This is a genomic window from Yimella radicis (genome assembly GCF_054778255.1).
The window spans coordinates 91,511-115,436 of the sequence record NZ_BAAGZR010000025.1 but is presented as its reverse complement, the minus strand read 5'-3'; the positions used below and the strand labels follow the sequence as shown (position 1 = coordinate 115,436).

The window sequence follows — 23,926 nt, the reverse complement described above, 5'->3', positions numbered from 1 at the left end:
ACGTTTCCACTGTGGCCCTTTCTCGTACCCCGCGTAGACAACTCGCGACGATCCCCGACGCTGCCGAATACGCCTGCGTCTCAACCAAAACCATCCGGCGTCGGATCGCTTCGGGTGACCTGACCGGCTACCGGATGGGCCCGCGGCTGCTGCGCGTCGACCTCGACGAACTCGACGCGCTGCTGAAGCCGATCCCGACTGCCCGTGGCGGTGCAGCGTGACCACCTACGCGGCCGAGCCGGCCGCCCGCACCATCCGGTCGAAGCACGAGGACCGAGACCAGGGCCAGACCGTGCCCACGGTGGAGACCTTGATCCGCGAGACGCACGGGATGCTCGAACGTACGGGTGTCCGGTTGTCGCCGGCGAAGGTGACCCGGCTGTGCCGTGACTACGTGAACATCGTTGCGACCAAGGGTGTTTCGTTCGGTGCGTACCTGGCGAACGCGGTTGCGCTGACGGGTGCGACCCAGCACGAGTTCGATTCGGTGTACTACCGACTCTGCTACTCCGACCCGACCGGCGAGAGCGCCGTGCGTCGGGTGCTGCGGGGTGGTCGCGAGTGAGTCTCGACAAAGGGAAACGCCGCCCGGCGAAGGCGGCGTCTCAGAAGATTCATGGCGGCGAATCCGATTTCATTCTAGAGCCAGATTACGCCGACGAGCCAACCACCAGGTGCCGTGCGTGTCGCCACCCGCTGCGGGCTGAGAAGTCCGTGGAGCGTGGCATCGGCCCGGTCTGTTTCGTCGCCGAGTTGGGCGGTGAAAGCCGATGAGCACACTGCTGGATCCGAGCGCGGTCCTGACCCTGGCTGAGTTCGAGGCCGACATGGTGTTGCGTGCGGCGATCGACGCCGACCGCATCCGACCTGGCGTGATCCTGGCGGTCGCCGGGTGTGAGGGCCGTGAGGTCTGCCGAGACGAGTACGGGTGTCAGTGCTCGACGCGCTGTTGGTTGTGCCGTGCCGAGGCTGAGTGGCCGTCCCGGCGCGAATGGTGTTGGAACGCGATCGTGGACGGGATGCCGGCACGGGTGACGTTCGATCTGTGCACCCATTGCTGTGACTTCCTGCAGCCGGTGATCGGTGGTGACCGCAATGTCTGAGCCGACTCGATTCGCAGATGAGCCGATGTTCACGTTGGCGTTCGTCCTGGCGGCGAATGAGGCTGGTTACGAACGTGGTCTTCGTGAGGGCCTGCACCGAGCTGATGCTGCTTCGCACGACGAGTTCGAGGCCGCCCGTGCTGTGGTGCATTCCGCCGCTGGTGGTGACCGTCACGAGCTGTTCGACCGGCTCGGTGTCGACACGATCCGTGACCCGTGGGCCGAGGTTGCCGAGCGGTTGGAGCAAGCGCGTGAGACGCAGCGCCGCGCCGTGCATGACTCCCTGCGGGGTGGTGCCGCGTGAAGCACGCAAGCGTCTACGACGGTTCGAGCACCCGTTACGTGTTCGTTCGAGGGCACGTCTCCGAGGTGTTCAAGCGGTACGGCGTGCCGTCCACGAACGATCGCGTCGTGCGGGCCCGTGCGGTCCGACGAGAGCGGGTGTCGGACCTGCTGTCCATGTTGCAGCACGAGGGTTACGACGTGCGCCTGATCGAAGGTGATCCGCGATGAGTCTGCACAGTGTCGACGTCGACCAGTTCGACGAGGACGGCCGCCCGGTTCAACGCTCCTGGCAGCCGGTTGACCTCGCCGAAGTGCTCGCCGGCCGGTGGGAGGCACCGAAAGCCACCGTAGGCCGGCGATCGGACGGCCGCGGCCTGTTCTACCCCGGCAAGGCCCACACGATCGCATCTGAGTCGGAGGGCGGCAAGACGTGGCTCGCGCTCATCGCCGCCGCCGACGAGATCGCCGCGGGCAACCATGTCGGCTACGTCGATTTCGAGGACGCCGAAGGGCCGGTTGTCTGGCGTCTGCTGACGCTCGGAGTGCCCCCCGAGGAGATCGCCAAGGGATTCCACTACTTCCGGCCGGAAACCCCGATCAGTGACCCGCTGGCCCAGGTCGACATTACCCGTTTTATGTCGTCGGTCAGTCCGTCGCTGGTGATCCTCGACGGCATCACCGAGGGGATGACGCTGCACGGCCTCGACCCGCTGAACAACAAGGACGCGGCAACGTTCGGCCGGATGCTGGTTCGCCCGCTGACCTCCTACGGCGCCGCGGTGGTCTCGCTCGATCACGTCACCAAGTCGGCTGAGGGCCGAGGACGGTACGCGATTGGTGCAGTACACAAACTGAACGCGCTTGACGGTGCCGCGTACGTGCTGGAGAACCGGGCGAAGATCGGCCGCGGCCTGGTCGGTCGCTCGACGATCCTGATCGCCAAAGACCGACCCGGCGACCTACGGCAGCACGCGAAGCCGTCCGCCGGTGGGCTGCACTGGTTCGCCGATCTGGTGATTGATGCGACCGACCCCGACCCGGCGTGCATCGTCGGCGAAGTGCGAGCACCTGAGAACGATTCTCACGACTCACACCGACCGACAGTGATGATGCAGCGCGTCGCCGACACCCTCGCCGAACACCCCCAGGGACTCGCTCAGCGGGTGTTGTGCGACGTCGTGAAGGGCAAGACCGAGACCATCCGCACGGCGCTGTCACATCTCATCGCAGACGGCTACGTGAGCCCGACGCCTCACCGTTTGGTGAAGCCGTACCCCGGCGAGAACGGGGGTCAGGAATGACCAGCGTGCCCCCGTGCCCCGACCGTGCCCCGACCGTGCCCCCGGCACGGGCAAAAACGCCCGAAAGTGACCGTGCCCCCGTGCCCCTCTCTATAGGCACGGGCACGGGTCACGGGCATTTGGGTCACAACTCACCCATCGAACCCACCGAGAGCGTGCCCCCTGTTTGCCAGTCGTGCAGAACATCCACCGACAACCGACCGGCGGTCTGTTCGACCTGTTGGGCGGAGCGCGTCGACCACCGGCTCATCAAGGCCCAGCGCCGCCGGGCTGACCTCACCAAGCGCACAACCCCGAAGGAGAGCGAAGTGAAGAACCCCGAAGCACCGCTTTCTGTCGCCGTCTACACCGGCGGCCGATGGACTCTGCGGCTGGTCTGCCCGCACTGCAGCCACGTCCACAGCCACGGAGGCGGAACCGACCCGAACCCCGAGGTTGTGCGGTCCTACCTCGGACACCGCGCCGGCCACTGCCCAAGCGAGTGCGAGACGCACGGGCGACACGACCGAGGCGGTTACGTGCTGACCGACCCCAGCGACCTCATCGGCGAGATGCACCACGCGATCACCGAGGCGGACAAGTGAACGCCCTGGATGCCCTGCACATCGGCACGCTGCTGGTGGTCACCGCTGACGCATACATCGTCGGCCGCGTGATCGAACGCACCCGGCAGCACCGTGCCGCGCTAGCGATGCTCACCCGGTTCGACCTCGACCGGGAGGCGCGACCGTGACTGCAGCCGAGGCGCTGACGTGCGCGCTAGCGCGGCTCACTGACGCCGGGACGCTCCCACGCTGCGGTGAACCCGGCGCGCACGAACTGTGGCTGTCGGAGGACGCCGAGGACAGGGCGCAGGCCGCCCGCTGGTGTGCGGGTTGCCCGGTCCTGGCCGAGTGCGCCGCTGCCGCCGACGAACTCAAAGCTTGCTTCGGTGTGTGGGCGGCCCGCGACTACGGCGAGCGTGCCTCGCGCCGGACGGGGGTGACCGGATGAACACGGTCCAGGTGACCCGATGGAACGAGCGTCACGCGGTCGCTGTGGTCGACGGCGTGACCGTGCAGGTCGGGCGCAACACCAACGGCGTGCGGTGGTCGTGCGAGATCCACGGCCGGCACAGAACCCCGGCCGGGTGTGAGCACCTGGCCGACCTGGCGGCGACCGTGCCGCCTCCCGAGAAGTACCAACCCAGAAGGAGCGCAACCGATGCGTGAGACACGGGCGGCGCAGTGGCCGACCCACCGAGCAAGGGCACGTCGACGGCGGCAGGGGCGCAGCGCGTTCGCGCTGGCGCAACTGAGGTTCGAGCGACAGAGCCCTCAACCCACCAGACGAGAGGTACTGACATGAGCGACAACAACCTTCCGCAGCACGTCCTCGCCCGGTCCAAGCGGGACCAGGACGAGCTAGAGAACTTGGCGCGAGGCCGCGCGTACCCGATCCCGGCCGACCTGGCGCAGCGCATCGCGGCTGAGGTCGCCGCGACCAAGCAGCGCCGCGAGGCTGCACCCGCCGGTCGCGCGGTGAACGAGCAGGCCGTCGCCGAGTCGCTGGCGCGGATGACCCCAGGGTCAGCACCGTCCCACGCGGCTGCGGTCGCACCACAACTGTCCGGCGCCGTTGCGGCGTCACTGGCACGAATGCGCTCAGCCAACGGGCTGCGCGTCGATCAACCCACCATCCAGAAGTAAGGACCACGACCATGACCACAGACACACGAACCAGCACGTTCAACGCAACCAGCCACGTCTATGCCGACCCGATGATCGATCCCGGTGCGGCACCGATCATCGGCAGTCAGGCAGCCAGTGCGATCGGCGTCCGGGCTGCCGTGGCGCACGGCGAACTGCCTACGCTACCGAACCGATTGCGGAACGCCTTGGCAGCCGACGCCGCGGTGCAGGGTCTGCGGAACGCGGTGTTCGGTGCCACCCTCGAAGGCAAGCGCGGGATGGCAGCACTGACCCGCAAGATCACCGATGCCGCGCTGGCCGGCGAGACCCTGCCCACGGCCGAGGAGTTCCGCGCTCAGGCACTGAACGCGTGGCTCGAAGACCAGGCCGGGCAGGCACAGTCGACCGCGCTCAATGCGTTGCACCGCACGGTCAAGGACAGTGCGCCGGTTGCGATCATGGCCGCGTTGCCCGAGGCGCTGACCGCGGTGCGCACCGAAGTCGAGGCGGCACTGACCGAGGCGCGTGCATTGATCCGCACGCTCGACGGTCTCGACATTCACCACGCTGCCGCGGTTGCTCAGGCGACCAAGGCACAGCGCGATGCTGTGACCTCCCTACCTGCGGTCGCGCGCCGGTACAACCGACTGCGGATGCTTCAGCGTGACCTCATGGTCGCCTCGCACCTCGACCCGGCAGGCACGACCGGACTCAGCGTGGACCAGGGCGTGAACGCGTGGCGCGGGGTGTTCGAGACCGGACTGTACGAGTTCTCGCACATCACGCCCGGCGATCCCGGACCTGAGTTCGACATGCCGAGCGTCGATCGTCTGATCGCAGTCGCTGCCCGCGATGACGTGTGGGTGCCGAGCATCGAGCAGGCCGAGGACGCCTGGCAGAACCGCCTCAACACCGGGTCGCTGTAACGACCCACGACCACAGACGGCCGGGCGCGTTGGACGTTGGCGCGAAGGACGCGCCCGGCACCTGTGGACAGCCACGAACACCAGCACCAGCACCAGCACCGAGACCGAACACCCGCCCCAGGCCCCCCTTGGTGGGTCGCACACAGACCGCCCGCTGGGGAGGCGTCTCGGTGGTGCGCGACCCGCTCGACCTCAACAACACCATCCAGCACCCCCGGAAAACATCGACCCAAGGAGACCCCCATGCCGACCCCGAGGAACGTGGGCAAGCCCCGCAGCCGGGAGCACCGCCGCCCGGTGAGCAGTGGTGCCCGAGTCGCACTGATCGAACTACCCGCCGCAGGGTGTGACCTGCCCGTGCCACCGATGCCGGCCGGCCGCGACTGGACCAAGGCCGACCAAGCCCGATGGGTCGAGCTGTGGGAATCACCGCAGGCGACCCAGTGGGATGACACCGTGCGCGGCACTGTCGCGCTGTTGGTCGTGTACGAGTCGGCGCTGCTGGCCGGCGCGGCGTCGGCGTGGCAGGCGCAGGAATGTCGCCACGCCGCCGAAGCCCTCGGACTCACCCCGAGGGGCACTCGGGCAACTCGGTTGGCGGATCGTGGAATGAGCGCCCGCCGAGCAGCCCGAGCCGCCGGCTCAGCGGTAATCGCGCTGGACCCTCCCGAGACCGACAACGGCGTGCCCCTAGAGGCGCTGCGGTCGATGTGGCATCCGCTCTGGTGGCCAGACGGCAAAGCACCCAAGGGTCGACGCGGGTATCACGCCACCGACTACTGCGCGGCTCGCGACCGGCACCACGAAGCACAACAAGACTGGTGCGCCGCGCGACGCCTGACTGATGCTGGCGGGCACATCGACTGGCACAAGTACCGCGCCGCGCTCGACACCGCCGCCCGTCAACACCGTGCCTAAGCGGGTGTGTCTGGACTGCCCGGCGATCGGCGCGTGCCTCACCGTCCGCTGCTGGCGCTGCGCCATCGACCTGCACGGCCGCGCGTGGCATCTCGGACACTCCGACGACCGGACCGCATGGGAAGGGCCGGAGTGCTCACCCCCGCAACCTGAATGCCGATCACGACACCCGCTCCCAATCCCGGCAGGTCGGGAAGCCTGCCGCCTCCGTAGTCGAGGTGAGGATCAACGAAGTGCGCAGTTCTGCACAAAACGTCGCCTGCCGCTTGCGAAGGGATGAGCCCGACCCGGAGTCACTCAGCCGCCTACTAGATTCCGCCGCATGAGTATCAACTGGGGTGACGTTCCTACCTGGCTTGCGGCGACCGGCACGACGGCTGCGTTCGGTGTGACGTTCTGGCAGTTGCGGCACGTCCGCGAGCAGACTGCGCTGCTGCGTGCCGAGCACGACGACGAAGCCAAGTCGCAGGCCCGACTCATCGTCGTTCTGGGTCCGTTTCGCGGGTCTGCGGGTGGGGCGAATTTCCGCGTACGCAATGAGAGCGACCGGCCCGTGCGAGCCGTCCGAGTCGTCAGCCCCTACTTCACGCATCACCAGGTCACGGCGTGGCGATTCGCGGGCATGTGGGTGTCACAAGAGGGCACGGCCAATGCCTACGATCTTGACCCGCAGCACGACCGGGCCGCCGATAACGGTGAGTTGGTGCTGCCGCCTGGCCGAGCACTCTGGGTCGGCGTGGATTTCCTCAACGACGGCGGTCAAGTCATTGCATGGCAAGCCGACGACACAGCGAGGCCCACCCTCGACATCGAGTTCGTCGACGACCGCGGACGGCGGTGGCAGCGATGGGCCAACGTCGAGCCTCGACCAGCGAGCACGTCCGCAGTCCACCGCGAGCCACCGCCGCCGCTCACTCGCCGTAGGGGGTGAGCGAGCGGGCCGCTCAGTGTTGTTCGGCTCCTCGTGGGCAGGTCGAACTCACCCGCGCCGTGCTCGGTGCCAAGCAACGACCGATGGCTGCTGGTGACGGTTTCGGGTGGGACCGCAAAGCACCCGGTTCCTCAACTCTCATCGCGGCATCGCTGGCGCTGTGGGGAGTGGAATCCAAGGTGCAGCGCCCGAGACGATCGGCACCCGGCGAGCGGCGCGGAACAGTGACGGTGCTGTGAGGTCCGACTACTGCTGTTCGAGACGCAGAAGACCGACGTCAAGGACGCGCAGCCCATTGCAGGTGATGCCGAGGTCTGCGGTGCGTGTTCCCTGCTTTGGTTCGGTCTCCGGCGGAGCCCGAACCAGGATCGATCCTCACCTCGACTACGGGGGCGGCAGCCGAGGTGGAAACAACTTTCCACCTGTGCGGAATTGCCGCACGCTCGACTACGGGGGCGGCAGGGTGATCGTCAGCGGCGAATCGTCATTTGACGATTGGGCGACTTCTCGGCGGACGGGGGCGGCAGTCGGGACGTAGTCGTTCCTATCGACTAGGTCGGGCGACTTCTCGGCGGACGGGGGCGGCAGGCTTCCCGACCTGCAGGGATTGGGCGCGGGTGTCGTCATCGGCATTCACTTCGCAGGCGCGGACCACCTGGCGGTGGGCAGAGTTCTGGCATCCCCCACCAGGGTTACCCCCGATCCAGCCACCCCACTCGGAAGGGGCCAACACTCCTAGCCCGCTCCCGAGATGAGAGCAGGCTGTGCTGGACACGTAGGGCATCCGGCCGGACTACTGACTACGTGCTACCGCGTTCCCCGCACGCGCGGCTGTAGGACTTTTGTCGAGGCGGTCGCTGAGTTGATTGGCGGCTAGGACCGTGAGGGAGGACGCCGCGAGAATCGTTCTCAGTTGTCGTAGAGCGAGGGCACCTCGTTGCCTGACCCGATGTAGTCGAGAGCGCGATATACCTCATGCGCTGCGTCGCGGGCGCTGAGCATCATTTCGACGGTGTGCGAGTGATCCGACCCGGCGGGCGGTGCGACAACGATCTGATCGAAGGCACCGTCGCAGTCCAGGGCGATGAGGACGTAACCGCCTGCGGCGTTCACTGGCAGCCGGGGCCACGTCGGGCGCGTGGTCGCCATGAGGTCGTCAAGGTCGGAGTTCTCGGAGAAGTAGAGATCGTTCGACCCTTCGGTGATCCGGAGCTCAATCGGCGTGATGCGTCGTGCGGGCATGGCTGGTTCCTTTCGGTTGGGTTGGTGTTTAGTCGGGCATCTGACTGGCGAGCCGGATGACGGAGGCAGCAACGTCGAGTGCTGTGCGCTTGGTGAGCACGGCCCATTCATCGGTTCGGACGTGCAGGGCGAGTTCGCCCTCATACCAAGCGAGTTGGACCGCTACGGCGTCGGAGCGCTCGGGTACGTCAACGGGCGATGGGCGCAGGGTTCGCAGAATTCTGCGAACTCGCGAGGCGAAGCCGAGATGTTCCGCGTGTGCGGCGTCATTGCCGACTACGCCCCCGACCTCCTGACCTCGGTCCGTGACGACAACCTCAGCCTCAACGCCGCCCACCAGCAGGCCGAGCAAGTCCGCGACGAGGACCGCCTGCGCCTCGACGCCGATCCAGCCGTTGCGCTTCTCCTGCCAGGTCACGCCGACCACCGGAGCCGGGCGCGGAAGGTGACGGCGGTCATGCTGCCGACCGAACCGACCGCAGCGCCTCTAGAGCCGCGTCAATCGTGGCGAGGATGCACGACGGGCACGCGAATGGCTCGGAGGCGGTCACTGGCTGCCCGAGTGGCCGTGCCCAGCCTCGGACAGGCTCCCAACGGGCTGCCCGCGCTGCCTCGATCGTCGGCACCGTCGCGCCGCACTGCTGGCAGGCGATCATGCTGCCCACCCGCCAACCTCGGGCGCAGCGGCGGGCTGCTGCTCGACCTCGGGCCGCGTCCGATGGGTCAAGAAGTGGATGCGCAGCGCGCAGCAGATGAGCGAGCCTAAGACGGCAAGCAGCGCCGCGCCCTGTAGGTGGGTGCAGAAGTGCACCCATGCGGATACGATCGATCCCACGTCAGAACCTCCAGTTCTGTCGTCAGACCCCGGACGGTTGCACCCGTCGCGGGGTCACTTTCTTCGGAATCGCGGACCCTGTTGCACCGATGTTGCATGAGTGCACGAAAACGGCCCGCCATTCCCTGAATTTTCCGCGGAATGACGGGCCTAAACGTTGGTGCCCCCGGCAGGATTCGAACCTGCGACACCCGCTTTAGGAGAGCGGTGCTCTATCCCCTGAGCTACGAGGGCGGGGGCCGGATACCCGGCCGGAGCAGTCTAGTTCGCAGGTGGTCGAACCTCCGAACTCACCGGGCGACTCACACTTCGTCCAGCTTGTCCGCCAGGTCGTCCTTGGCGGGCGGATGAGTGTCCTTGGCAGCTTGCTCGGCCGCGTACCGCCCTTCGGGTGTGAGTGGCTCGAGTTCGTCCGGAGACAGGTCACCTGTTCGCAGGTCGATCTGTTCACCCAGATAGCGCAGTGTCACCGCGACCGTTGCGGCGAGAGGCACGGCGAAGAAGGCGCCGACGATGCCGAACAACTGGCCACCCAGCGCGATCGACAGCAGCACCAGCGCAGGGTGCAACTCCATCGAACGGCTCTGCAGCAAGGGCTGCAGGATGTGGCCCTCGAGTTGCTGCACCAGCAGGACGATCAGCAGCACCAGCAACGCGGTCGTGACGCTCTTGGTCACCAGCGCCACCAGCACCGCGAGCGTCCCGGCGACGAACGCACCGACGATCGGGACGAACCCACCGAAGAAGGTCAGCAGCGCCAAGGGCAGCGCGAGCGGGACGCCGAGCACCACCAGACCGAGGCCGATGAAGAACGCGTCCACCGCAGAGACCAGGGCCTGCGTCCGGATGAACCCCGACAGGGTCTGCCACACGCGGGTGAGCATCTCGGTGAAGTGGGCGCCGGCGCCGCGTCCTGCGATCGAGCGCAGCCACGGCAGGAAGTGCGGTCCGTCCTTGATCATCAGGAAGCACAGGATCAGGGCCACGATGAGGTTGACCAGGATGTGTCCGGCGGTCGTGACGCCGGTGAAGACACCGCTGGCGATCTTGTCGCCGGATGTCTGCAGCTTGTCGGTGATGGCCTTGACCGCGTTGTCGATCTGCTCGGGCTGCACGTTGAACGGTGGGCCTTCGAGCCAGTCCTGGATCTTGTTGACCCCGTCGATCGACTTGCTGGTCAGTTCGGGCACCTGCGAACTCACCATCGGCGTCATCAGCGCGATGATCGCCGCAAACACTGCGATTGCGCCGAGCAGACTGGTGACGGCGGCGGCCGCGGGGGAGAAGCCGCGCGAACGCAGCCAGCGGGTCGGCGGCCACAACACGGTGGCGATGACGAGCGCCAGGCACACCGGCAGCAAGGCCGACCAGAAGATGCCCACGATCTTCAGCACGGCCCACAGGGCGGCCAGGATCAGCAGCGTTCTCAGAGCCCAGCCGGCGGTCCAACGCATGCCTCGTCCGATGACCATGGCCCGGTCGACGCCCTCGTTGGTCGTGCGCGCCTTCGCGACCTTCGACCCGGCAGCCACCCGCTCGCCCAGGATGCGGGGCCGTACCTTGGCGGTGCCGTCGCCGGAGTCCTCGTCCGGACGCGTGGGCTTCTGTTTGGGGCCCGCGAGCTTTGTACCCAGGCGGGACAAGCCCAAGCGTTTCAGCATTGTTCTCCTTCAAGCGGCGAAGTCCGAGCCGGCCCCGAGGATGAGGACCGGCGCCGGACGCTGTCCCCACTGAACCACCTCGATCGGCGCAACGGGGAACTAGCGCGGGAACGGGCAGGTAACCTACCGGAACGATGAGTGACTCCTCGGTATCCACAGCTGCGCCGTCGTCCGCCGGCCCTGCGCGACACAAGCGCATCGCCGCGGGCGCCGGACTGCTCGCGCTCACCCTCGGCACCGGTGGCGCGGTCTCGGCGATGGTCGGCTCGTCGGACGAGGTCGCGTCCTGCGCCGAGCCGGCGAAGGTGTCCGTGTCGGTGACCCCGGAGTTGTACCCAGTCGTCTTCGAGCAGGTGGATGCGTTGGAGTCCAACCCCACGCTGTGCGCGGACTACGTCGTCAGCCGCGCATCGGGTGAAAGCGTCAACCGGGCCGTGAAGGCGGGCGGCCAGGGCATCCCGGACGTGTGGATCCCCGATTCCTCGATGTGGGTGGACGACGCCACGGCGAAGCTCGGTGCGGGCTGGGTCGGAAACTCCGGTTCGATCGCCGGCAGTCCCGTGGTCGTCGGCGTGCCGCAGGCACAGTCCTCCGTGCCCGGTTTGGACAAGACCCCGACTTGGGCGCAGCTCCTCAGCGCCGGCAATCTCCCGGTCACCGTTCAGGACACCGGTGTCTCCTCGACCGCGCTCGCCGCGATGACCGTCGCGAACCGCGGATCGGGCACCCGTCAGGAACGCACCGACCTGCTGCGCTCGATCGTTCGACTCAGCCGTTCGACCCTCTCGCCGGAGTCGCTGGCCGGCCGCGCTGTGCAGGGGTCGGACGCCGCACGCGCATACCCGCTGTCGGAACAACAGTTGCTCGAGTTCGACCGGACCCACCCGGACAAGAAGCTGCGGCCGCTGATTCCGCAGGAAGGCGTCCCGCAGCTCGACTTCCCGTTCGTGCGTCCGGTCAAGGCAACCTCCGCACCGCAGAACGCGATCGATGCGTTGCTCGCCTCTCTGCGCAGCGCGCAGGCGAAGTCGGCGCTGAACAAGGCGGGCTTCCGGGTGCCCGGGGGACAGGCGCCGGACAGTTCGGCACTTCCCTCCGACATCAAGCTGGTGGCGGCGCCCAAGAGCGCCGAGAACGTCAGCGCCGTCAAGTCGTGGGGTGACCTCGCACGCGACGCACGCATGCTCGTCCTGGTCGATGTGTCGGGCTCGATGATCGCCGAGGTGGGGCCGAAGCAGAGCCGGATCGACCTGCTCGCCAGCACCGCGAAACTCGCACTGAACGCGCTCCCGGGCACGACTCAGATCGGTGCCTGGGCGTTCAGCACCGACCTCGACGGCAAGGGCAAGGACTATCTGGCGATCGTTCCCGAGGTCGCCGAGATCGGTAACACCCCGGCCGGCAACGCGCACAAGCAGAAGATGGTCGACAAGCTCGGACAGCTACCCGCCTTGGTCGAGAAGAACGGGGACACCGGTCTGTACGACTCGATCTGGGCGGCGTACCAGGCGGCGACCAAGAGCTACCGAGACGGCTACGTCAACTCGATCGTCGTGATGACCGATGGCAAGAACGACGACCCGGGTGGCGGGCTCAGTCTCCAGCAGCTGCTGAAGAACCTCGGCGGCGCCTACAAACCCGACAAGCCGATCAAGCTGGTCGCCATCTCGATGGGCCGGGACACCGATCCGGCCGCGCTCAAGCAGATCGCGAGGGCAACCGACGGGTTGTCCTACGTGACCAAGGACCCCTCGGAGATCTCAACCGTGTTCGTCGACGCATTCCTGCACCGAAGCTGACGATGACCGACACCACCGCAACGGACGACCGTTCCGCGCACGACATCGCCGGCTGGCGCGAGGAGCTCACCGGTATCGGCGGACCCAACACCTTGTTGTGGTTCGACGACCGCGGACGCGGCATGCTCGAACTCACCACCGCGCACCCGGCCGGGGTGGCTCGCCTGTTCTCCTCCGGCAGCGCCCGTCTGTCGCAGGTGGTGCGGGAGTCCTACGCCTACGCCGAGGCCTCGCGCCGGCTGCGGATGATCGAGGCCAAGGTCGTGGAACTGCAGGAGGACCGCGGCATCGATTCCTGCTGGATGGGTATCGGCCTGGCCGGGTGGAAGGTGCGGGGCAGCGGCACGCCTCCGCTCGCCCCGGTGCTGCTGCGCCGGGTGCGCCTGCAACGGGTCGCCGGGCACCCGGACGACCTGCTCATCCAGGTCACGAGTCCCGCGATCGTCAACCCGGCGCTGGTTGCGTACCTACGGCAGGCCTACGGCATCGAGGTCGACGAGGACGCGTTGACCGCGCTCGCCCGCGCCAGTTCACCGTCGGACCCGCGACAGGTGTTCGACGAACTACGCCGAGCGTGCACCGCGGTGCCCGGCTTCGAGATCCAGCGTCGCCAGATCATCAGCACCTTCAACCTCAGCAAGGCCGACCTCGTCGGTGACCTGATGGACGAGCACGCTCCCGGTCACCCGGTGCTGGATGCGCTCAGCGGTGACCCGGACGCGCTGGACGCGATCCGCGCAGTGCCGCCGGAGCCCGACCCCACCGGGCTGTCCGAAGCCCACGGCGTGCTGGCATCGGACGCCTCGCAGGAAGCCGTGCTCAGCGCTGTGCTCGCCGGCGCCCACCTGACGGTCGACGGGGCGCCCGGTACCGGCAAGACCCAGACCATCGCCAACCTCGTCGCTGCGCTCGCGGCGCAGGGCCGGCCGATGTTGCTGGTCAGTCACAAGCGCGCCGCCATCGAAGCGGTGAACAGTCGGCTGACCGAGGTCGGGCTCGGCGACCTTGTCGCACACATGAGCGACGGGCGTCCGGGCCCTGAGTTCGAGGAACTGTTCAACCGGCGTATTCAGGAAGCGATCGCCTCGTCCGTGCAACCCCCTGCGGTGCAACGGAACCCGTCGGTCTTCGCGCAGAAGTTGCAGGAGCACCACCAGCGGATGCACCGGCTGCACTCGCCGTGGCAGGTCTCGCTGGCGCAGACCCTCGAGGCGATCACCGCGCTGGGCGATCGGCGTCCATCACCGCGCTCACATGTCCGGCTGGCCGGCGGCGACCTGCTGGCGCTGTCACCCGCGCAGCGCGACGAAGCCGGACGCCGCCTGCTGGCCGTCGCGCGCAAGGGCGCGTGGCCGACCAGCGGTGAGAACGACCCTTGGTACGGCGCCGCCATCGCCGGTCCGCAGCAAGCGCAGCGGACGCGCGACAGCGTCACCGAGTTGGCGAACGAGCGACTCGGCGCGCACCGTGCGCTGGTCGAAGATCTCTTCGACCAGGTCGGCCTGCCCTCACCCGCCGACATGCGCGAGGAGGAGGAGTGCCTCGAGCTGCTCCAGCACGTGACCGACACGCTCGAAGTCTTCCGCCCCGAGGTGTTCGAGGCGCCGCTCGGCGACCTGGCCGCAGCTACCGGCGACCGCCACTACCGGCGCGAACACGACTCGACGGTCGGGGTCATGGAACGGCGCCGGTTGGTCGCGCAGGCGCAGGAGTTGCTGCGTCCGGGACCGCGTCCCGATCTGCACGGTGTGCTGGTGCAGGCGTTGCGGCAGCGGGTCACGTGGCGCCGGATCGCGGGCAAGGGTTCCCGGCCGGCCGCACCGAAGGGTCTGGCCGACGTGGTCGCCGCCCACGAGAAGATGCGCAGCGAACTCGAGTGGCTCGGGCAGCGACTGTCCACCACCGCCGACGGCGGGGACCTGCTCGACCAGTCGTTCGACTCGCTGCAGGCTCGCCTGGGACGGTTGTCGCACTCGATCGAACGACTCGGCGTCATCCCCGAGGTAACCGCCGACATCGATGCCTTGCGTGCGCAGGGACTCGGCGACCTCGTCGACGAACTCGCGCACCGGCAGGTCAGCCCCGACGAGGTTGTGCCCGAACTCGAATTCGTTTGGTGGACTTCGCTTTTCGCTCATCTTCACGATCCTGCCGAGGGTACTGATGCCGGCGGTCAGCAGATCCGCGATCTGCTGCACCAGTACGCGGCCGATGAGCAGGAGCGCCGCGCGGAACGCGCCGGCTTCGTGCGCGCCAAGCTGGACGAACGTCTGCGATTCGTCGTACGCAACCTGCCTGAGCAGGTGCGGGACGTCCAACAGGGTCTGGCCCGCGGGGCCAGCCTGCGGGACCTGTTGCCGGCTGCACCCGAGCTGATGATGGCGCTCATGCCGTGCTGGGCGATGAGTCCCCTGCTCGTACCCGCCCACGTCCCGGCGGGCGTCTGGTTCGACGTCGTCGCGATCGACGAGGCGTCCCGGATGAGCACCGCGGAGGCGGTGCCGGCGGTTCGGCGCGGTGCGCAGACCGTCCTGTTCGGTGACCGGCGTCAGCTGCGACCGAGTCGGTTCGCGGTCGACGCGGCGCGCACCCCGGCCGGTGCACGACCGACCCCCTCGATCCTGGACGAACTCACCGGGCTCGTACCGGCGATCGAACTGGGCACGCACTACCGATCGCGCGACGGGCGGCTGTTCGACTTCGCGAACATCCAGGCGTACGGCGCGAAGGTGCGCACCTTCCCCGCTCCGACCGACGGCCGGGTCATCAGGCTGGACATCACCGCGGCGGGTCAGGACGAGCTCGACCGCGTCGTCGACGTCGTGAGCAGTCACGCTGCACGTCCTGGACGCGGGTCATTGATGGTGGTGGCACTGACCGACGAGCACGCCGAGCGACTGAACGCCCAGTTGGCGCGACGCGCAGTCACCGATCCCGGGGTACGGGCGCTGTTGGAGGAGAACTCCGCCGAAGCGTTCATCGTGCGCACCGCCGAACGCGCCCAGGGCTTCACCCGTGACGTCGTCGTGCTCAGCACCGGGTGCCGGGTGGACGAGGACGGCGGACTTGTCGGCGCGGTGGCGCGTGTGTTGGACGACGGGGGCGAGCGTGCCCTGCTGGTCGCCACCACGCGGGCCCGCGAACAACTCGTCGTCGTCAGCGCGTTCCGGGCGGACGACGTCGCCGTGGCCGGACTGCACAGCCGCGGTGCCCAGATGTACCGCGACCTGCTCGTTCACGCGGCCACCGGTGGCGGGGCCGAACGGACCGCCGGCCCGCCGGGGTCGGCGGGCAAGAGCAAACAGTCTCGCCGTCGGCGCACCGCCTCGACCGGCAGTGTGCTGGATCGGCCCCTGAGTAAACCCGTCGACGAACCGGCACACCCGTGCATCGGCGACCTCGCGCGCCGGTTGCGCGGCGAGGGTCTGACCGTTCGGCCGGGGGCGGGCACGTCTCGCCCGGCGGTCGACCTGGTGATCGTCGAGGGTGAGCCCTTGGTGGTCGACACCGACGCCGTCGCCTTAGCCGAACTCGGCAACGTACGCGATCGCGATCTCGTGCGTCCGGCGCAGTTGCGCGCTCGCGGCTGGCGGTACGAGCGACTGGCGCTGGGTGAGGTCTTCAGTGACCCCGCCCAGCAGATTGCTCGGTTGGCTGAGGTCGCCACACGCACGCAGGACGGGGCGTAGTGACCGAGCAGCCGCGGCGACGCAAGCACCGTCGGGTGGTGCGACCGGCGACCGGCGGCGAATCCGGCCCGGAGCCGCGTGCGGACGAACCGGCCAAGGAGGATCTGACGCCGCGCGACCGGGCCCACGAGACCTGGCTCAACGAGCAGCGTCCGCCGCACTGGGAGTAGTGAGGCAACGAAGAACAAGAACGGGCGCCCCGATCGGGGCGCCCGTTCCTGTTGTGGTGCTGGGTGATCAGCGGCCCATGCGCAGGGCGTCGCGAATCTCGGTGAGGACGCTGAGTTCGGTCACGTCGTCCTCTTCCTTCTGCTTCATGAAGCGGGCCTTGAAAGCCTCGTACGGCTTGACGACGCCGAAGTAGACGACGGCGGCGACGATCAGGAAGCCGATCAGCGCGGTGAGGAAGTTACCCACGCTCACGCCGCCCGGCTTGTAGTTGGAGAAGTCGGGGGTCCCGCCGGCCTTGCCGATGAGGTCCATGATGATCTTGACGAAGGCGTCGACAACCTTGGCGAAAACGGTGGCGATGACAACCGCAACAGCGAGTTCGACGACGTTGCCCTGCAACAGGAATTTCTTGAAGCCACTCACGGCTGTTTCCTTCTCTTTTCGGGGTCTTTGTGCTTCGGTGCTTTCTGCAGGAAGCGCCGCCACAGTAGCGGAGCAACCCGGAGTGGAAAAATCCGAAACGCCCACATGGCGACGTTTGTTGTGTCAGGCCCGTGACGATGCGGCCGCGATCAAGCCCGTCCCGAGGGTCGTCGCAGAGGCCAATGCGCCCGCCAGTTGCGCGGAATTCCGCTGCTCCACCGCGATGACCAGCGTGGGCTCTCCGGGTGCAGTCACGTCGTGAGGCCCGACCTTTGGGGTGGTGGACATCACCACTCGCGCCGAGCTCACCACCAGTCGTCGGGTGGCCGGGTCGTAGAGATCGACACGGTCGCCGGCTCTGAGCAATGCCGCCAACTGTGGGTCGGCGAGCGGGATCGTGAAGGCCTGTTCGCCCGGACGCAGCGCCTTCCAGGCGCTGTGGGCCAGTCGGGTCGCCGTGACCGGTTCGCCCGCAGCGAGAGCGCCCGTGGTCACCTGTCCGGCCGCCTGGGCAGGCCGCAGCAGACCGGGGACGACGACGCCGGCGGGCCACTGCACGATCTTCAGGTCGGCTGAGCCGAGCGTCGTCCCGGCGGCGATGGGACGTGCCGCGACGGTGACCGCGACGGTCGCAGCCGCGCTCGGCCGCAACGCCGCCCACGTCGTCCACAGCGCCAGCACCGCGAGCACCAACGCACCGGTGCGTCGCAGGCGGGTCCGGCGCCACCTCTGTGCGCGGCTGCCGGTGCGTGCCGATCCGAACCGACTCACGGCAACTCGAAAGGAAGAGTGATTCCGTCGAGCGCATTCCTGCATTCACAGTTCGAGTCGTCGACGGGCGGAAGCTGCGCGATGGTGCGTCGCACCAGATCTTTCAAGTGCTCAACCTTCGTCGCGAACACCGCCAGTACTTCTTCGTGGGTGACACCCGGCTGGCCCTCCACCCCCGCGTCGGCGTCGGTGACCAGGCAGACGCTGGTGAAACACATCGCGAGTTCGCGGGCGATCGACGCTTCGGGCATCCCGGTCATGCCGACGACCGACCACCCGGCTGCTTGGTGCCATTGCGACTCGGCGCGGCTGGAGAAGCGCGGCCCGTTGATCACCACCAACGTGCCGCCGTCGACCGATGGTAGGTCGGCGTCGTCGCGTGCGGCGTCCAGCACCGAGGCTCGCCCGGTGGGGCAGTACGGATCGGCGAACCCGACGTGTACGACGGCCCCCGGTTCGTCGTACACGGTGTGTTCGCGACCCCAGGTGCGGTCGACGACCTGATCGGGCACCACGACGGTGCCGGGGCCGAACTCTGGTTTCAATGCACCGACGGCGCACGGGGCGAGGACCTGGCGCACGCCGACGCAGCGCAGGGCCCACAGGTTGGCGCGATAGTTGACCCGGTGCGGCGGGAAACGGTGCCCCTGACCGTGCCGTGCCAGGAAGGCCACCGACCGTCCGCCGACCGAGCCGATGACGACGTCGTCACTCGGCGGACCGAACGGGGTGTCGACCGCGACCCGGCGGGCGTCGTCCAGGAAGGTGTAGAACCCGGATCCGCCGATGACACCGATCTCGGCTGTGGGTGCGGACTCGGCGCCGGCGGTGCTCTGGGAAGTCATGCCGCGAGGTTAACGGGCGGCGCCCACGCCCAGCGGGTCCGCGAGGTCAGACTGTGGATCGCAGACGACCCGCAGCGGGGCTGTGGAGAATCGGGTCAGTCGGACTTCGGCGCAGGAGTGCTCGGGGCGCTCGGGGCCGGCGTGCTGGAACCGGTGTCCGAGGACGAGGACGAGGACGAAGACGAGGAGGTGTCGCCCTTCTTGTCCTTCGCCGCAGGAGTCGTCGACGACGAGGAGGACGAGGAGTTGCTTCGGCTGTCGGTGCGGTAGAAACCGGATCCCTTGAAGACGACTCCGACCGAGTTGAACACCTTGCGCAGCTGACCACCGCACTCCGGGCAGTCGGTCAGGGCGTTGTCACTGAAGGACTGGACGATGTCGAACTGATGACCGCAGTTCTTGCAGCCGTACGAATAGGTGGGCACGTCGCAGAATTCTAGGTCAGCGACGCCGGACGTCCTGCGCCACCGTCCGATCTGCCTCGTCCCGACGCCATCCGGCCAGACGTCCGCGATCACTCACCGCGCGGATCCGCTTGACGACGGACGTCCGAGACGTGCTCGGCGTGACGACCAGCAACTGGTCGCCACGGTGCAGCACCGAACGCCTGCTCGGCACGAACGAATCGTCACCACGCTTGACCAGCGTCACGTTCGCGCCCTTGGGCAGACGCAGCTCGTGCACCTCGACCCCGTGCAGCAGCGAGTGCTCACCGATGCGCACCTGCACCACCTCGGCGTTCAGTTCGTCCAGGGGAGTGGCCTCGAGTTCGACGTCGACGACGTGCGATTCGTCGACGATGCCGAGCTTGCGGGCGACCCAGGGCAAGGTCGGCGCCTGCACGATCGTGAAGATCACGACGAGCATGAACACCAGGTCGAAGATCCACTCCGTGCCGCGGCTGCCGAGCGTCAGCGGCACCGTCGCGAGCACGACCGGGACGGCTCCGCGCAGACCTGCCCAGGACAGGAAGAGCTTCTCCCGCAACGAGATTCCGAACCCCGGCATCGACCCGAACACCGACAGCGGCCGGGCCACGAGCAACAGCACGAGACCGACGACGATCGAAGGCCAGATCTGTTCGTCCAGGCGGCGCGGGTCGGCCAGCAGCCCGAGCAGCACGAACAGCCCGATCTGCGCGAGCCAGCCGAGCGCCTGCGCGAAGCCGCGGACCGCTTGCCGGTGCGGCAGTCCCTGATTGCCGAGCACGAGTGCGCACAGGTAGACGGCGATGAAACCGCTCGCGTGGATGACGTCGGCGAGTGCGAATGCGAGCACGCACGCCGCGACGACGCCGATGGAGAACAAGCCGGACGACCCGGGGGCCGAGCGCTTCATCAGTTTGCCGAGCACGAACCCGAGCGCGAGACCGATGGCCGAGCCGATGGCCAGTTCCGCGATTGCCGCGAAGCCGACCAGTCCCCAGTTCGGGTTGGCTCGATCATCAGCGCCGACAGTGGCCAAGGCGGAGACGAGCAGCACGACGGGGGCGTCGTTGAAGCCGGACTCGGCCTCCAACAGGCCCTTCAGTCGGTCGGGCAGCGGCACCTTGCGCAACACCGAGAACACCGCGGCAGCGTCCGTGGAGGACACGATCGCGCCGAGCAACAGCGCTGTCTCCCAACGCAGTCCGAGAAGGAAGTGCACGGCGACGCCGACCACACCGACAGAGATCAACACACCGATCGTGGACAACAGCATGGCTGGTAAGACGCTGCGTCTGATGCTGCTCCACTCGGTGGTCAGCCCACCTTCGGCGAGGATCAGCACGAGGGCGGCGTAGCCGAGTACCTCGGTCATCAGCGGGTCGGAGAACTCCAGGCCGAAGCCGGAGCTGCCGAGCATGAGCCCCATCGCGAGATACAGCAGCAGCGTGGGCAGCCCGGACCGGTTGGCCAGCCGCACCGCGGCGACCGCGATCAGCAGGACGGCGCTGCCGATGAGCAGTGAGCGGGCCAGGTCGTCGAGGTCGTACGCGCCCGACTTCGGCACGGCCGCCAGCGTGGCGAAGCCCGAAAGGTGCACTTCGCCCCCTCCCGCCGTCGGCTACGGGGCGATTCTTCCAGTACCCCTGTCGCGCATGCGAACACCCTCGGACGTCAGGACGCCGTCGGCCCGGGCGTCATGTGTTTCTCTCGGGACGGATGCGACGAGTTCATCCGGGAAGATCATCGCGATCACCGGTACTCCGGGGCGCAGCAGTCCGAGGGTGCGGTCGTAACAACCGCCGCCCTGGCCCAGGCGGTAGCCGTCCAGGTCGATCGCCAGGCCGGGGATGAGCGCGACGTCGGCCGCTTCGACCCCGCCGATGCCGAGGTCGACGTCCGGTCGCGTGACGTCGTGCCAGGACAGGCGCAGGTCGGCGAGCGTGTCCGGCACGATCACCCGCCAACCCGCGTCCTGCAACGCGGAGATGAGGACCTCGGTGGGCGGTTCGGTGGCCCACGACTCGTACGCAGTGATGGTGCCGGGTTCGAACCCGGCGAGGTGCTGCAGCAGGCCGTCCCGGTAGGCCGCAGCGAGGGCGGCCCGGTCTGTCGCCGGGTCGGCGCGACGCGCACGGCGGGCGGCGCGCACCTGTGCCCGCGCGGCGGGCTTGTCCTCGGGCAGAATGAGCACGCTCATGGGTCCAGTCTGAACCCGGCGAGCGTCGTGTGCACGGACGCCTCGGGCGCCTGACCCGCCGCGCGGCGCTGCTCCATTAGCCTTGCGCCCATGAGTGCGTCCCGCAACGACCCGGTCCTGAAGGCCGTCATCCCGGCCGCCGGTCTCGGCACCCGGTTCCTGCCCGCCAGCAAGGCGATCCCGAAGGAGATGCTGCCGGTCGTCGACAAGCCGGCCATCCAGTACGTGGTCGAGGAAGCCGCACGCGCCGGCATCGACGACGTCCTGATGATCACCGGGCGCAACAAGGCCTCGCTCGAGGACCACTTCGACCGCCACTGGGAACTCGAGGCGGCGCTGGAGCGCAAGCTGGACGACGAGAAGCTGCGCCGGGTGCGCAAGTCGGCCGATCTGGGCAATGTCCATTTCGTCCGTCAGGGCGAACCGCTCGGGCTCGGCCACGCGGTGCTGCAGGCAAAGGCGCACGTCGGTGACGCACCGTTCGCCGTCCTGCTCGGTGACGACCTGATCGACGAGACCGAGCACCTGCTCGAGGACATGATCGCCGCGCGCGGTCGTCATGGTGGCTCCGTCGTGGCGTTGATGGAGGTGCCGGCCGACCAGATCCACATGTACGGCTGCGCCGCCGTCGAGTCGATCGACGGAGAGACAGACGTCGTGCGGGTCACCTCGATGGTGGAGAAGCCCAAAGCCGAGGACGCCCCGTCGAATCTCGCGGTCATCGGGCGGTACGTGCTCGACCCCTCGATCTTCGCGGTGCTGGAGCAGACCGCGCCCGGACGCGGCGGTGAGATCCAGTTGACCGACGCACTGCTCGCCGAGGCCCAGAGCAGGAACGACGGCGGCGGTGTGCTCGGCGTCGTCTTCCGCGGCAACCGCTATGACACCGGAGACCGTCTGGACTACCTGAAGGCGGTCGTCCGGCTGGCGGTTCGCCACCGCGAGATCGGCGACGATTTCCGTTCGTGGCTCGGCGAGTGGGTCAAGACCGACGAGGGCTCGGGAGCGGCCGAGGGCCAGCAGTTGAAGCACTGATGGAACTGCTTGCGCCGTCCGACTACTCCGCACGCCTCACCGGGGCCGTCGCGGCCCTGCCGGCGGTCGACGCGGCGGTGACCGACTGTCTCGGTCTGGTGCTCGCCGAACCGGTGATCGCCCGAGCCTCGCTTCCGGGCTTCGACAACTCCGCGATGGACGGTTACGCCGTGCGCGCGCAGGACGTCCCCGACGCGGGCACCGTGCTGCCGGTCGCCGGCGTCGTACCGGCCGGTGACACCCGCCGCAACCGCCTCGAGCCGGGTACGGCGTGGCAGATCATGACGGGCGCGCCGGTGCCGGACGGCGCCGACACCGTCGTCCAGGTCGAGTTGACCGACGGCGGTACGGACGAGGTTCGTTTCGAGCGGGCGGCCGAGCCGGGTGTGTCGATCCGGCGGGCCGGTGAGGACGTGTCTGCGGGTGACGAGGTGCTCGCTGCCGGCACCCGGATCGCGGCCAGGCACGTGCCGGTCCTGGTCGCAGCCGGCTCGGCGACGGTGCGGGTCGTTCCGCGCCCGAAGGTGGCGGTCATCAGCACCGGCGATGAATTGCGTTCTGTCGGAGACGAACTGGCTTACGGGCAGATCATCGACACCAACGCGCCCATGCTTGCCGCACTTGCGCGTCAGGCCGGCTTCGAGGTCGTACACATCGGACGCAGTGGCGACACCGCCGAGGCCGTCCTGGCCGCCGTGGAGCAGGCGTCCGACGCCGGCGCAGACGCGATCATCACCACGGGCGGGGTGAGCGCGGGAGCGTTCGAGCCGCTCAAGGCGGCGTTCGAGGGCGGCAGCGAGATCACGTTCAGCAAGGTCGCGATGCAACCCGGCAAGCCGCAGGGTTTCGGAATCATCGGTGACCGGATGCCGCTGTTCGCGTTGCCCGGTAACCCGGTGTCGTCCCTGGTGTCGTTCGTGATGTTCGTCGCGCCCGCGCTGCGCACCATGGCCGGGAGGACAACCGACATCGCCTGGCTGTCCGCACGGGTCACCAAGGGATGGCGTACCTCGCCCGGCCGGGCGCAGATCGCGCGGGTTCGCCTGTCGCAGAACGACCACGGACTCGGCGTCGCACCCAGCGGCGGCCCGGGATCACACCTGATGGGTGGTCTCGCCCACGCCGATGCACTCGCCTGGATCGACGCCTCCGTGGACGAAGTCACCGCAGGCGACGAGGTGCGCGTCGTCTCGCTGGAAGGGGAATTCGCATGACCGACAAAGGTTCTGGTCTGACCCATGTGCGATCGGACGGTTCGGCGCACATGGTCGACGTCAGCGCCAAGCAGATCACTGCTCGCGAGGCGAAAGCGCGCGGGTCGGTGTTACTGTCGGACGCCGTCATCGACGCGCTGCGCTCGGACAACGTGCCGAAGGGGGACGCGCTCGCGGTCGCCCGCATCGCCGGCATCCAGGCCGCCAAACGGACCCCCGAGCTCGTCCCGCTCGCCCACCCGGTGGCGATCCACGCGGTCGCAGTCGACTTGCGAGTCGAGGACGACCGGGTCGAGATCGAGGCGACCGTCCGCACTGCCGACCGCACCGGCATCGAGATGGAGGCGCTCACCTGCGTCACCGTCGCGGCGCTCGCGCTGGTCGACATGGTCAAGGCGGTCGACAAGCATGCGCGGATCACCGACGTCCGGGTCACCGCCAAGTCCGGTGGGCGCTCGGGTGACTGGACCGAGGCGTAACGC

31 protein-coding genes and 1 tRNA gene are annotated in these 23,926 nt (G+C 68.2%); 21 read left to right on the top strand and 11 right to left on the bottom strand.

The genetic code is table 11. The features are described from left to right. Window positions 1-11: 11 nt before the first annotated feature. From ACYU8W_RS13525 to ACYU8W_RS13455, 15 genes are all read left to right on the top strand, one after another. The gene (locus tag ACYU8W_RS13525) at window positions 12-221 is read left to right on the top strand and encodes an excisionase family DNA-binding protein (RefSeq protein WP_499469855.1); all 210 of its coding nucleotides are present in this window, start codon (window positions 12-14) and stop codon (window positions 219-221) included. Continuing rightward, window positions 218-565 (top strand): hypothetical protein, encoded by a 348-nt coding sequence (locus ACYU8W_RS13520; protein WP_499469854.1) that lies wholly within the window; start codon window positions 218-220, stop codon window positions 563-565. The genes ACYU8W_RS13525 and ACYU8W_RS13520 overlap by 4 nt, the downstream gene beginning before the upstream one ends. Next, complete coding sequence (locus tag ACYU8W_RS13515) at window positions 562-774, top strand: DUF6011 domain-containing protein (RefSeq protein ID WP_499469852.1); 213 nt, start codon at window positions 562-564, stop codon at window positions 772-774. The genes ACYU8W_RS13520 and ACYU8W_RS13515 overlap by 4 nt, the downstream gene beginning before the upstream one ends. Further along, complete coding sequence (locus ACYU8W_RS13510) at window positions 771-1,103, top strand: hypothetical protein (RefSeq protein ID WP_499469850.1); 333 nt, start codon at window positions 771-773, stop codon at window positions 1,101-1,103. Before ACYU8W_RS13515 ends, ACYU8W_RS13510 begins: the two co-directional genes overlap by 4 nt. Beyond that, window positions 1,096-1,407, top strand: coding sequence for a hypothetical protein (locus tag ACYU8W_RS13505; protein ID WP_499469848.1), 312 nt, complete (start codon window positions 1,096-1,098; stop codon window positions 1,405-1,407). Before ACYU8W_RS13510 ends, ACYU8W_RS13505 begins: the two co-directional genes overlap by 8 nt. After that, window positions 1,404-1,616: a hypothetical protein gene (locus tag ACYU8W_RS13500; protein WP_499469846.1), complete on the top strand. Its 213-nt coding sequence runs from the start codon at window positions 1,404-1,406 to the stop codon at window positions 1,614-1,616. Before ACYU8W_RS13505 ends, ACYU8W_RS13500 begins: the two co-directional genes overlap by 4 nt. Continuing rightward, window positions 1,613-2,689, top strand: a complete 1,077-nt coding sequence (locus ACYU8W_RS13495; RefSeq protein ID WP_499469844.1) for an AAA family ATPase — start codon at window positions 1,613-1,615, stop codon at window positions 2,687-2,689. Before ACYU8W_RS13500 ends, ACYU8W_RS13495 begins: the two co-directional genes overlap by 4 nt. A gap of 308 nt (window positions 2,690-2,997) precedes the next feature. Then, the gene (locus tag ACYU8W_RS13490; protein WP_499469842.1) at window positions 2,998-3,273 is read left to right on the top strand and encodes a hypothetical protein; all 276 of its coding nucleotides are present in this window, start codon (window positions 2,998-3,000) and stop codon (window positions 3,271-3,273) included. After that, the gene (locus tag ACYU8W_RS13485) at window positions 3,270-3,422 is read left to right on the top strand and encodes a hypothetical protein (RefSeq protein ID WP_499469840.1); all 153 of its coding nucleotides are present in this window, start codon (window positions 3,270-3,272) and stop codon (window positions 3,420-3,422) included. The genes ACYU8W_RS13490 and ACYU8W_RS13485 overlap by 4 nt, the downstream gene beginning before the upstream one ends. Next, window positions 3,419-3,682: a WhiB family transcriptional regulator gene (locus ACYU8W_RS13480; protein WP_499469838.1), complete on the top strand. Its 264-nt coding sequence runs from the start codon at window positions 3,419-3,421 to the stop codon at window positions 3,680-3,682. Before ACYU8W_RS13485 ends, ACYU8W_RS13480 begins: the two co-directional genes overlap by 4 nt. Continuing rightward, complete coding sequence (locus ACYU8W_RS13475; protein WP_499469836.1) at window positions 3,679-3,900, top strand: hypothetical protein; 222 nt, start codon at window positions 3,679-3,681, stop codon at window positions 3,898-3,900. Before ACYU8W_RS13480 ends, ACYU8W_RS13475 begins: the two co-directional genes overlap by 4 nt. Before the next feature lie 132 nt (window positions 3,901-4,032). Further along, a complete protein-coding gene (locus tag ACYU8W_RS13470) occupies window positions 4,033-4,377 on the top strand; it encodes a hypothetical protein (RefSeq protein ID WP_499469834.1) in 345 nt (114 codons plus the stop codon). 11 nt (window positions 4,378-4,388) lie between these two features. Next, window positions 4,389-5,285, top strand: coding sequence for a hypothetical protein (locus ACYU8W_RS13465; RefSeq protein ID WP_499469832.1), 897 nt, complete (start codon window positions 4,389-4,391; stop codon window positions 5,283-5,285). A gap of 243 nt (window positions 5,286-5,528) precedes the next feature. Further along, a complete protein-coding gene (locus tag ACYU8W_RS13460) occupies window positions 5,529-6,203 on the top strand; it encodes a hypothetical protein (RefSeq protein WP_499469830.1) in 675 nt (224 codons plus the stop codon). 322 nt (window positions 6,204-6,525) lie between these two features. After that, complete coding sequence (locus tag ACYU8W_RS13455) at window positions 6,526-7,134, top strand: hypothetical protein (protein WP_499469828.1); 609 nt, start codon at window positions 6,526-6,528, stop codon at window positions 7,132-7,134. 909 nt (window positions 7,135-8,043) lie between these two features. Here the strand turns inward: ACYU8W_RS13455 and ACYU8W_RS13450 are convergent. The 5 genes from ACYU8W_RS13450 to ACYU8W_RS13430 all read right to left on the bottom strand — a co-directional run bounded on the left by ACYU8W_RS13450 (window position 8,044) and on the right by ACYU8W_RS13430 (window position 10,872). Next, window positions 8,044-8,376, bottom strand: coding sequence for a hypothetical protein (locus tag ACYU8W_RS13450; RefSeq protein ID WP_499469827.1), 333 nt, complete (start codon window positions 8,374-8,376; stop codon window positions 8,044-8,046). A 28-nt stretch (window positions 8,377-8,404) separates the two neighbouring features. Then, entirely contained in the window at window positions 8,405-8,794 is a 390-nt protein-coding gene (locus ACYU8W_RS13445) for a hypothetical protein (RefSeq protein ID WP_499469825.1), read from the bottom strand. Window positions 8,795-9,028: 234 nt separating this feature from the next. Beyond that, on the bottom strand, window positions 9,029-9,211 hold the full coding sequence (locus ACYU8W_RS13440; RefSeq protein WP_499469823.1) for a hypothetical protein: 183 nt from the start codon (window positions 9,209-9,211) through the stop codon (window positions 9,029-9,031). Window positions 9,212-9,369: 158 nt separating this feature from the next. Further along, window positions 9,370-9,445: transfer RNA gene (locus ACYU8W_RS13435), tRNA-Arg, on the bottom strand. A 68-nt stretch (window positions 9,446-9,513) separates the two neighbouring features. Further along, window positions 9,514-10,872: an AI-2E family transporter gene (locus tag ACYU8W_RS13430; RefSeq protein WP_499469822.1), complete on the bottom strand. Its 1,359-nt coding sequence runs from the start codon at window positions 10,870-10,872 to the stop codon at window positions 9,514-9,516. Window positions 10,873-11,006: 134 nt separating this feature from the next. Here ACYU8W_RS13430 and ACYU8W_RS13425 point away from each other — a divergent pair, with 134 nt between their 5' ends. Genes ACYU8W_RS13425 through ACYU8W_RS13415 form a run of 3 tightly spaced genes read left to right on the top strand, consistent with a single transcriptional unit; the run spans window position 11,007 to window position 16,530 of the window. Continuing rightward, on the top strand, window positions 11,007-12,671 hold the full coding sequence (locus tag ACYU8W_RS13425) for a substrate-binding domain-containing protein (protein WP_499469820.1): 1,665 nt from the start codon (window positions 11,007-11,009) through the stop codon (window positions 12,669-12,671). Window positions 12,672-12,673: 2 nt separating this feature from the next. Next, window positions 12,674-16,360 (top strand): hypothetical protein, encoded by a 3,687-nt coding sequence (locus ACYU8W_RS13420; RefSeq protein WP_499469818.1) that lies wholly within the window; start codon window positions 12,674-12,676, stop codon window positions 16,358-16,360. Beyond that, a complete protein-coding gene (locus ACYU8W_RS13415; RefSeq protein WP_239702379.1) occupies window positions 16,360-16,530 on the top strand; it encodes a hypothetical protein in 171 nt (56 codons plus the stop codon). Before ACYU8W_RS13420 ends, ACYU8W_RS13415 begins: the two co-directional genes overlap by 1 nt. 67 nt (window positions 16,531-16,597) lie before the next feature. Here ACYU8W_RS13415 and ACYU8W_RS13410 read toward each other — a convergent pair whose 3' ends face one another. The 6 genes from ACYU8W_RS13410 to ACYU8W_RS13385 form a co-directional block, all read right to left on the bottom strand. Next, window positions 16,598-16,954, bottom strand: a complete 357-nt coding sequence (locus tag ACYU8W_RS13410; RefSeq protein WP_239702378.1) for an MscL family protein — start codon at window positions 16,952-16,954, stop codon at window positions 16,598-16,600. Between the two features lie 123 nt (window positions 16,955-17,077). After that, complete coding sequence (locus tag ACYU8W_RS13405; RefSeq protein ID WP_499469816.1) at window positions 17,078-17,725, bottom strand: SAF domain-containing protein; 648 nt, start codon at window positions 17,723-17,725, stop codon at window positions 17,078-17,080. Continuing rightward, the gene (locus ACYU8W_RS13400; protein WP_141927626.1) at window positions 17,722-18,570 is read right to left on the bottom strand and encodes an S-methyl-5'-thioadenosine phosphorylase; all 849 of its coding nucleotides are present in this window, start codon (window positions 18,568-18,570) and stop codon (window positions 17,722-17,724) included. Before ACYU8W_RS13400 ends, ACYU8W_RS13405 begins: the two co-directional genes overlap by 4 nt. 95 nt (window positions 18,571-18,665) lie before the next feature. Next, the gene (locus tag ACYU8W_RS13395; protein WP_239702376.1) at window positions 18,666-18,995 is read right to left on the bottom strand and encodes an FmdB family zinc ribbon protein; all 330 of its coding nucleotides are present in this window, start codon (window positions 18,993-18,995) and stop codon (window positions 18,666-18,668) included. A gap of 16 nt (window positions 18,996-19,011) precedes the next feature. Beyond that, window positions 19,012-20,595 carry a potassium/proton antiporter gene (locus ACYU8W_RS13390; RefSeq protein WP_499469814.1) on the bottom strand — a complete coding sequence of 528 codons (1,584 nt, stop codon included), beginning with the start codon at window positions 20,593-20,595 and terminating at the stop codon, window positions 19,012-19,014. Window positions 20,596-20,616: 21 nt separating this feature from the next. Next, window positions 20,617-21,195, bottom strand: coding sequence for a 5-formyltetrahydrofolate cyclo-ligase (locus ACYU8W_RS13385; protein ID WP_499469813.1), 579 nt, complete (start codon window positions 21,193-21,195; stop codon window positions 20,617-20,619). A 90-nt stretch (window positions 21,196-21,285) separates the two neighbouring features. Between ACYU8W_RS13385 and galU the strand changes: the two genes are divergently transcribed. The 3 genes from galU to moaC are packed head-to-tail and all read left to right on the top strand — an operon-like array spanning window position 21,286 to window position 23,923. Continuing rightward, on the top strand, window positions 21,286-22,230 hold the full coding sequence (gene galU / locus ACYU8W_RS13380) for a UTP--glucose-1-phosphate uridylyltransferase GalU (RefSeq protein WP_499469811.1): 945 nt from the start codon (window positions 21,286-21,288) through the stop codon (window positions 22,228-22,230). Then, entirely contained in the window at window positions 22,230-23,444 is a 1,215-nt protein-coding gene (locus ACYU8W_RS13375) for a molybdopterin molybdotransferase MoeA (RefSeq protein WP_499469809.1), read from the top strand. The genes galU and ACYU8W_RS13375 overlap by 1 nt, the downstream gene beginning before the upstream one ends. Further along, window positions 23,441-23,923, top strand: a complete 483-nt coding sequence (gene moaC, locus ACYU8W_RS13370) for a cyclic pyranopterin monophosphate synthase MoaC (RefSeq protein ID WP_499469808.1) — start codon at window positions 23,441-23,443, stop codon at window positions 23,921-23,923. Before ACYU8W_RS13375 ends, moaC begins: the two co-directional genes overlap by 4 nt. Window positions 23,924-23,926: the final 3 nt, after the last annotated feature.